This window comes from Bradyrhizobium sp. SZCCT0148, assembly GCF_018129985.1.
Lineage (GTDB): Bacteria > Pseudomonadota > Alphaproteobacteria > Rhizobiales > Xanthobacteraceae > Bradyrhizobium > Bradyrhizobium japonicum_H.
On the sequence record NZ_JAFCKT010000028.1, the window covers coordinates 18,495 to 27,015 of the forward strand.

Annotated in this window: 9 protein-coding genes; 4 read left to right on the top strand and 5 right to left on the bottom strand. The window is 64.2% G+C overall.

The window, feature by feature from the left end; genetic code table 11:
* Positions 1 to 266: 266 nt before the first annotated feature.
* Complete coding sequence (locus tag JQ580_RS33045; RefSeq protein WP_212285451.1) at positions 267 to 1,127, top strand: DMT family transporter; 861 nt, start codon at positions 267 to 269, stop codon at positions 1,125 to 1,127.
* A gap of 10 nt (positions 1,128 to 1,137) precedes the next feature.
* On the opposite strand, the gene JQ580_RS33050 is transcribed toward JQ580_RS33045, so the two are convergent.
* Positions 1,138 to 2,352: an EAL domain-containing response regulator gene (locus JQ580_RS33050; protein WP_212285453.1), complete on the bottom strand. Its 1,215-nt coding sequence runs from the start codon at positions 2,350 to 2,352 to the stop codon at positions 1,138 to 1,140.
* A gap of 350 nt (positions 2,353 to 2,702) precedes the next feature.
* Here JQ580_RS33050 and JQ580_RS33055 point away from each other — a divergent pair, with 350 nt between their 5' ends.
* Positions 2,703 to 2,939, top strand: a complete 237-nt coding sequence (locus JQ580_RS33055) for a hypothetical protein (protein WP_212285455.1) — start codon at positions 2,703 to 2,705, stop codon at positions 2,937 to 2,939.
* Between the two features lie 9 nt (positions 2,940 to 2,948).
* Here the strand turns inward: JQ580_RS33055 and JQ580_RS33060 are convergent, their stop codons facing one another.
* Positions 2,949 to 4,112, bottom strand: coding sequence for a hypothetical protein (locus JQ580_RS33060; RefSeq protein ID WP_212285457.1), 1,164 nt, complete (start codon positions 4,110 to 4,112; stop codon positions 2,949 to 2,951).
* A 336-nt stretch (positions 4,113 to 4,448) separates the two neighbouring features.
* On the opposite strand from JQ580_RS33060, the gene JQ580_RS33065 reads away from it, so the two are divergent.
* Positions 4,449 to 5,072: a helix-turn-helix domain-containing protein gene (locus JQ580_RS33065; RefSeq protein WP_212285458.1), complete on the top strand. Its 624-nt coding sequence runs from the start codon at positions 4,449 to 4,451 to the stop codon at positions 5,070 to 5,072.
* A 78-nt stretch (positions 5,073 to 5,150) separates the two neighbouring features.
* On the opposite strand, the gene JQ580_RS33070 is transcribed toward JQ580_RS33065, so the two are convergent.
* The 3 genes from JQ580_RS33070 to JQ580_RS33080 form a co-directional block, all read right to left on the bottom strand.
* Positions 5,151 to 5,399, bottom strand: a complete 249-nt coding sequence (locus JQ580_RS33070; RefSeq protein WP_128919919.1) for a hypothetical protein — start codon at positions 5,397 to 5,399, stop codon at positions 5,151 to 5,153.
* 100 nt (positions 5,400 to 5,499) lie between these two features.
* Positions 5,500 to 5,871, bottom strand: coding sequence for an Hpt domain-containing protein (locus tag JQ580_RS33075; protein ID WP_212285460.1), 372 nt, complete (start codon positions 5,869 to 5,871; stop codon positions 5,500 to 5,502).
* Between the two features lie 157 nt (positions 5,872 to 6,028).
* Positions 6,029 to 6,727, bottom strand: a complete 699-nt coding sequence (locus JQ580_RS33080) for a Crp/Fnr family transcriptional regulator (RefSeq protein WP_212285463.1) — start codon at positions 6,725 to 6,727, stop codon at positions 6,029 to 6,031.
* Between the two features lie 870 nt (positions 6,728 to 7,597).
* Here JQ580_RS33080 and JQ580_RS33085 point away from each other — a divergent pair.
* Positions 7,598 to 8,020 (top strand): response regulator, encoded by a 423-nt coding sequence (locus tag JQ580_RS33085; RefSeq protein ID WP_212285465.1) that lies wholly within the window; start codon positions 7,598 to 7,600, stop codon positions 8,018 to 8,020.
* Positions 8,021 to 8,521: the final 501 nt, after the last annotated feature.

Genomic DNA, 8,521 nt, shown 5'->3' on the forward strand with positions numbered 1-8,521 from the left:
GGCGGGATCCCTGCTGCATATCGCCTTTATGCCCCTGTTTTGCCCGACGAAGCAAATGGTGACCCAGATTCCCGAACTGGAGCACTCAAAAAGAGCCTCCATCACCGCCGCCCGACGCCAACCCCCGTAACCCTCTGATCTTCCACGCCCCGTCTACTGTGCATGGGGTTGTTTTCGCATTTTTTGCTATCCTATGGCAGAAGCCCGCGACCGTAACCCGAACGCAACCGCCTTCCCCTCTAGCGCCCCCACCAAGCGAGTCCCCCATGCACTCCTCCCCGGCCGGCTGGGGCAATGGCCTCCTCGGCGTCATCATCTTCAGCGGCTCGCTGCCGGCGACGCGGGTTGCGGTCGGCGGGTTCTCGGCGCTGTTCCTGACCTCGGCCCGCGCGGTCATCGCGGCGCTGATCGGGGTGGCAGTGCTCGGCCTGCTCAGGCAGGCGCGGCCGCAAGCCAGGGATCTTGCCTCGCTTGCCATCGTCGCCATCGGCGTCGTGGTCGGCTTTCCGCTGCTGACGGCGCTGGCGCTGCAGCACATCACCTCGGCCCGGTCGATCGTCTTCATCGGCCTGTTGCCGCTGTCGACCGCGATCTTCGCCGTGCTGCGCGGCGGTGAGCGGCCGCGGCCGCTGTTCTGGCTGTTCGCGGGTCTCGGCAGCGTCACGGTGGCGGGCTTCGCCCTGTCGAACGGCGGTGAGGCCTCGCTCGCCGGCGATCTCCTGATGGTCGCCGCGATCGTGCTGTGCGGCCTCGGCTATGCCGAAGGCGCCGCGCTGTCGCGCCGGCTCGGCGGCTGGCAAGTGATCTCCTGGGCGCTGCTGCTCGCGCTGCCGCTGATGGTGCCGCTCGCGATCCTCACCTGGCCTGCGAGCTGGAGCGGCGTCAGCATGCCCGCCTGGATCGGGCTCGCTTACGTCTCGATCTTCAGCATGTTCGTCGGCTTCATCTTCTGGTACCGCGGGCTCGCGCTCGGCGGCATCGCCCGCGTCGGCCAGCTGCAGCAGCTCCAGCCGTTCTTCGGCCTGGCGCTCGCAGGCCTCCTGCTGCACGAGCCGGTCGCGTGGAGCATGATCGTCGCGACCGGACTCGTGGTCGCCTGCGTGTTCTTCGCGCGGCGGTTTGCCTGAGGCGTTTGCCTCACGCCTGTCCCATCACCGTCCGCGTCAGCGCGCCCTTGGCGAACTTCTTCAGCGGCATCGGCTTGCCGAACAGGAAGCCCTGCACGAGGTCGAAGCCGAGCTCGTTCGCGGCGACGAGATCGGCGCGGGTTTCCACCCCCTGCGCCACGCTGCGCGCGCCAAAGCCGTGCGCGAGCTCGACGATGTGCCGGCACACCGTGCGCTTCAGCCGGTCGCTGCCGCTGCCAGTGACGAATTGCCGGTCGGCCTTCACCTTGACGAACGGAATCCTGTCCAGCTCCATCAGCGCCGGCCAGTTGGCGCCGAGATTGTCGATCGACAGGCCGATATTGTGCAGGCCGACCTCGCGCGCCACTTCCGTCAGGTGGTCGAGGTCGCGGATCGCCTCCTCGCTGTCGATCTCCACCGTCAGCCCGCCGAAGGCCGGATGCGTCGGCATGCGCCGGCAGAGATCGCGCACCGCCTGCGGCTCCCTGAGATAGGACGCGGGCAGGTTGATCGAGAGATCGACCGGCGTCTGCCGCTCCAGCAGGTAATGCCAGTCCTGCATGGCGCGCTCGATCACGAATTCGGAGAGCGCGCGCAGATGCGGATCGTTCTCCTCGGGAATGAAATAGGCCGGCGGCACCACGCCCCAGGTCGGATGCCGCATCCGCACCAGCGCCTCGGCGCCGCTGCGCACCAGCGTGCGCGCGTCGATCTTGGGCTGGTACCAGAGCTCGAGCCAGCCGGCATGAAGCGCCTCGCCGACATGCACGGCCGGGCTCGGCGCCGGCTCCTCCGGCAGCAGCATCGCGACGCGCTCGCGCAGCGTCTCCGCCGCAAAGGGCGTGGTCAGCGGCGGCAGCATCGCCAGGCCATATTCCTCGCCGACCTGCCGCACCGCCCTGACGATGATCGACTCGCGTGCGCCGACGGCGAGAACCTTGCCGGCGAACGCCTCGCGCACCAGCACCTCCAGGAATCGCCCCGGCTCGATGCCGTCGGCGGCGACGCCGAGCAGGATCAGGTCCGGCAATCCGGTGGCGAGCACGGTCTGCAGTTCGTCCGAGCTCGCGCATTCGCTGGTGACGAAGCCGAGATCCTCCAGCACCTCGATGAGGAACGCGCGCAGATGCCGCTTGCTGTCGGCCACGCAGGCGCGCGGCGTCACCTTTCGCCGTCCGAAGGTCACAGGCCTTCGTCCGACGAGTTCAACCATCCCATCGTTCATCGTCACACCACTCCCGTTCCGTGACGGTTTCATAAACGGCGAGCGTGGGTTCAAATAAGGAGAGCTTCACATCTTCACTGGATTATCTGGGTAACCTTAAACCCCTCAATTCGAGCTAAGCTTTCGGCAAACTCTTTGCAAAGACGGCGCATCGACAAAGGCAAAACGCCCGAAGGCTGTAGGCGCCTGCGCAGGTTTTTGTCGTGTGACGTCGCGCTCGCGGGTTGCGGACGAAAGCGTGCCAGCGATGACGCGCTGTGCCTTTTCGAAGCACCGGGGACGCCGCCGAAAGATTAATCGCCGTCGCTGTTTTGTCGGGATTGCGGCCGTCGAACGCGTTCACGAAAAGTGTGAACCGCATCACACGCGGGCTGCTGCAGCTGCGCTATTGCTCGTCACAGTCGGTGGTGGGCTGTGTCGAGGATTACGACGATGACGATGCGGCGAATGATGTTCTGGTGGTTCAGGGTGGTGATGTCGGGGCGATTTCTCGATCGCTTCCTGTGCCTGCCGCGCGCGCATTAGAGCATGATCCGGAAAATCGGGCGGCTGTGTTCCGCAAAGATCATGCTCGAACGATAAACTGATGCGCTAGCTCAGGTCTGCCCGATCAGTTTGCGAAACGCCGCCGCGCCGTCCTGCACCGCGTCGCGGCCCTTCCAGGCGAGATAGGTCAGCTTGCCGCCGAGCGTGTCGTGGCTGCGCAGCCGGCGAGAGCCGAGGATGTGGCCGACATTGGACGGGAAGCGGGCCACCTCGGCGGACACCAGCGCCGCGATCGCGTCCATCAATTGCTGCAGCCGGTTTCCCCATTCGGAGCCCTCGATGCCGTCGATGCGCACCCTGAGGGCATATTCGGTGTCGTAGATCTCGGCGAGCAAATCGCGGGCGATCAGCACCCGGTTGTTCCGGAGCGCGATCCGAAGCGCGAGGCGCTTGTCGTCGAGCCGGTCGAGCACCATGTGGACGACGCAGGCATAGGGCGTCGCGGCGATATCGGCGGCGCTCTTGCTCGCGGCCGCCTTGGTGGCGAGGCGCGTCAATTGCCAGAATGTCGTCAGGCGCCGCGCCACCAACGTCAGCGCGAAGGGCAGTGCCTCGGCATGCGCCTTCCTGAAGGCGTCGAGCTGCGCGGTGATCTGGGCAACCCGGCCGTCGTCGAACTTCGCAATCTTCTCAGGCAGCTTTTCGTTGAATGCCGTCAGCGCATTGCCGGCGCGCAGCACCTGCTGCATCTTCCTGACGTCGTCGAAGGCGCTGCGCGAGGCCGTGTATTGCGCGAGCTTGGCGCGCGCGAACTCGGTGCTCTCCGCGGAGGCGAAGGTGTTCTCCAGCACCTTGACCACCTTGGTCTGGAACGTCGAGGCGACCTTCAGCACTTCCTTCGGATTGTTGGCGGCAACCTGGTCGTTGATCGCCTTGATGTAGTCGCGAGCCATGGTCGGCAGCAGGTCGCGGCAGATCCATTCCCAAATCGGCGTCAGCGTGTTGCGCGAGATCCGCCCCATGTTGGGGTGCTCGGGCGCGCCGTCGATCAGGAACATTTCGAGCGGCGCGAAGAAATAACGCGACGGGCTGGTGGCGCGCGCCTGGGTCGATCCGTCCTTGCGAAACTCGGCGCGCAGTCGCGACTGAATCTCGGACGAGCCGGGCATGTCGATGCCGCACAGCTCGAGCCGCTCGAGTTCGCTGAGCAGACAGCTGCGCGACAGCGGCGTCAGCCTCTGCAGGAATTCGGACAGCCGGTCGATTTCGTCCATGGCACGCAATCTTTTGCAGCGTGTCCCGCGGGGTCGCGGGTCCAATGCGTGGAGGCATTTGCGCGCTCTCAAGTTCCCCCAAGAGAAGCAAGTCTCTGTTAATTTATCCGTAAAACCCGGGGGCGGCGGCGGGGCCAGGGCCGGCGGTTAAGGATGATCTGCCCGCCAGGCCAGTTTTTTGGCTGAAAACTCAACCCCTGCATGGTCGGGAGAAACGCAACGCAAGCACAAATTGTGCCTACGTCGCGACTTCAGCGCAAAACCGACAAAATCACCGTAGTCATACGGAGCAAAAAGTTAACCACAGACCGCCCCCGGTTCCGCTAAACGAGTGACATGGGGTCACAGAATGATACGGCTGCCGATTCGCGGCCGTCGGAATGGTACGAAGGCAGCGCTGCTCCCACCGAAGAGCTCGATTTCGTCCGTCTGGGCGCGGCCCGAGCCAAGGCCGCCGACGAAATGGCCGCTGCCATCGCCCGCGAGCTCAACGGCCCCCTGACTGCCCTGCTGCTCTACATGGGCGAGATCAAGCATCACAGCGATCAACTCGCGCCCGTGTCCGGCGACCGTGCCTATCTGCAGCGGGTGGTCGAGAACGCACTGGCACAAACCGAGCGCGTCTGCGGACTGGTCAAGCAGCTCGCCGGTCCCCACAAGGGCGGCTTGTCGATTCCGTCCAGCGCCGAGGACGCAGAATCGAAGGCGGTCCGCGCCCAGCAGCCCCAGCGCGTGCCGAGCGCCGAACTCCTCAGTCTGTCGGGTCAGAAACGGTTGACCAAGCGCGAGCGCGAGGTGCTGAGACTGATCAGCGAAGGCTACTCGAACAAGCAGGGCGCGCTGCGGATGCAGATCAGTCCGCGCACGTTCGAGAGCCATCGGGCCGAGGCGATGCGCAAGCTCGGCGCGCGCAACACTGCGGATCTGGTCCGCGCGGCGCTGCTGCACTCGATCGATTGACGCTGGTGTCCGGCATCGCCGGCAAGCGGTGCGCGCCCCGAGAAGTCATCCCGGAACGTCTCGAGACCCCGCTCGCGCTCAGAAATAGTCTTCGGCGAAGGGACGCGCGCGCGAGGCGGGACGCAGCGGCTTGATCTCTTCCTTCGGCCCGTTCGGGATGATCGTGATGATCCAGCGGGGCGGCATGCTCGATTCCTGCTCCAGCACCGAACGCACGAAGCCGGTCACCGTCGACTCGCCAGCCTTCACCGTCGCCATCCGGCCGTTGAACTGTGCGATGCGGAAGCGGCGAACCTCTTTCTGGTCCGCGGTCTCGTAGGTGAACATGGAAAACCCTCCTGGTTTTCCGGGACTATCGCCACCTATGATTAGCCATCTGTGAAAATCCCAAGCCGTAGAAGTACGGCGGGTATGCACGCGGGCCGTGCTAGGCCTGCGGCTCCAGTGCGCGCGCGGCGGCGTAGGCGGCATCCATCAGGTCCAGGAGATCGCGGAATTCGCCGTCGCCGAGCTTCTCCGCGGACTTCTCCAGTCGCAGCGCCAGCGCCGCGAGCCTGACATAGCCGAACGTTCCGGCGGCGCTTTTCAGCGAATGCGCTTCGCGCGCGATTTTGGCGTGGTGCTGCGCCAGCGCAAGCGTGCGGAACAATTGCAGGCGCGCGCAGGTCTCTTTCCAGAACACCTCGCGCACTTCGCCGGCACCGTCCTCGCCGATCTCGCGCACCAGCGCTTGGTAAGCGTGCGGCTCGCGCGCAGGCTCGGCCTCGAGCTCCTCGTGCGCGACGGTGACTTCAAACATGGGCCTGCTGCCTTGATCACGGGTCATTGCCTGTCGCGCCGTACGTGCCGGCGCTAGGACCGCCTGTGTCTACGGCATTTGAATTTCAGTTCGGTAGCGGGACATACAGCGTTTGCAGGCCGGCGTTAGCCGGCGATTTACCAAGCCCGGACGGCGGTCAGCGCACGCCGAGCAGCCGGTCGTACTGGGCCTTCACGGTGGCGTAGCATTCGCAAGCCGTCTGGCGCAGGCCGTCGAGGTTGGTGATCTGGATGTGCCCGCGGCTGTAATGGATGAAATCGGCCTGTTGCAGGGTGTTGGCGACCAGCGACACGCTGTTGCGCCGCGCCCCGATCATCTGCGCCATCGCCTCCTGGGTCAGCAGAAGCCGGGTGTCGCCGGAGAGGTCATGCGTGTGCAACAGGCAGCGTGACAGCCGCGACTCCACGGAATGGGCGGCATTGCAGCCCGCGGTCTGCTGAACCTGGGCGAAGACCGCCAGCCCGTGCCGCGTCAGCGACGTGCGCAGGGTGCCGCTCTGGTCGGCGGCGATCCGCAGCCGGTCGAGATCCATCACCGACGCGACGCCGGCAACCAGCACGATGGCGGTGTTCAGCGCGCACGCATCCCCCATCGTCGACAGTGTCCCGAGCAGGCTGTCGCGACCGATCATGGCGACATGCACATGCTCGCCCTTGGCGAGTTTCACCACAAGCGAGATGACGCCGCGGTGGGGGAAATAGGCGCGCGTCAGCACCTCGCCGGTCTCGACCAGCACCGTATCATGGGGCAGATCCACTGTTCGCAGGTATGGACGGATCGCCTCGTAGTCGTCTGCCGACAGTGCGGACAGGAAGCCGTTGGCCGGGCGCACCATCGTCTCCAAAAGCTGCCTCCATTCCCGCGCCAACGAATCGTGACCGACGCGTCACCCTCTGTGCCTGTCGTAGGGTCCATCATGTTCAAGTCGGGATATATTGGCAATTGGGACAAGTTGTCCGCCCACCAAAACCTCCTACCGAACTGCGTGCACGTCGGCATACAGCTGATTGCGCCAGGCCGTCGTCACGGCTCGGCTTCCACGGGTCCGATCCGCCATGTGGGAAGCAGTCGTATCTCAACGCGGCACCCGCTTCGCTCAAGACAGAATTGCTGACCATTTCGACTGCGCGAGATGCGGACGCGCAGATCGAGATCTGCCGCGCCGAGTATTTGCAGGATCTGGTTGGACCGGCAGCCGCTTGCGATCATCGAGGTTCAATCCGGCAGTCGAAGCAGGATCGGGTGCGAGGCTCTTCGTGATTCAGTTGCACGGCGATAAAAATCTATTGTAAGGGTTGTGTCGCGGTACATATACCCGTTGGGGGGCAGACAGCCTGCGGCATTTGCGGCGGAAATAAGAACGGCGCGCTGATTCGCTGATCAGCCGGCGCAGCGGTCCGGCAGGGCTCGCGTGGGAAATAACGGCAAGGGGGCTTTTCATGAGCCGGAAGCATTGCATCCGCGCTGCGACCAGATGCCGGTCGACCCGTGCAGTCTCGTCCGATGGACCAGCAATTCCTGTCATTCAATATTTGCCATGAAGCCCGGCGTCGCGTGGCCGCAGATTTCGCGTCCATCTTCCCCGCACCGCCGCAAATCGAGGTTCGCGATCGTTATTTTTTGATTGAAAGCAAAGGAGGAAGGCGTGCCCCACGGTTCAATTATTGAATCGCCGAAACGGGAAGATCAAACGGGGAAAGAAAGTCTGCGCCATATTCTCGTCGTCGACGACGACCCGATGGTCTGCTTGGCCATCGAGGTCTATCTCCAGCGCAACAATTTCCGGGTAACGATTGCCGAAGGGGGTGAAGCCGGATTGCGCGCTCTCGAACACCAGCAATTCGATCTGATGATCATCGACATCTTCATGCCGCACATGCGCGGGTTCGAATCGATCCGGATCTTTCACGAGCGGGCACCGGTCGTTCCGCTGATCGCGATGTCCGGTTACGCCTTTGCGAATCTGAATTCGCCTGCACCCGATTTCCTCCGGATGGCGCTCGAGCTCGGCGCCGCACGCTGTCTGCGCAAGCCGTTCACGCCCCACGCGCTGCTTGCCGCCATCAATGATTGCCTGGCAGAGCATCGTCCCGACGGCGACCTCGCCTCGGTCGCGCGATTGGGTTAGCGCGGCGCGGATCGCTATGGCCACGGGGTAACCGTTCGTTTACCGCGTGTGCGGACCGCGCGGGTCGCTGCGTCAAAGCGAAGCGAGCGGTGCGGCTGCGCCTCCGGTTGCGTGCGGCTCGGTTCGATGTCTCGCAGGCCGAGCCTATCGTCCTTCACGAGCGGCACTTTCCAGCGCGCCTCTTCCGCTGTTATCGGCCCGTTTACCTCACGCGTCGCCGTGGTTCCGGCGTTGAGCCGGTTTTGCCGAAAAGCGCTGCCGCATGCCGTCGAATCGCAAACTTCGCTTCAATATCCGTATTAGCACGGAGGATGAAATTAACGGGACTGTGAAAGGGGATGTCTAACGATCGAGAGTAGGGCTTCCGTCCATGCCAAAGGTGGCGCGGGCGTCGAGGTCCAGGGTCAGGTCAGTAAGGCGTAGCTCATGGATGATCTGTTGCGGGAGTTTTTGACGGAGACCAGCGAGAGCCTGGACACCGTGGACAATCAGCTGGTGAAG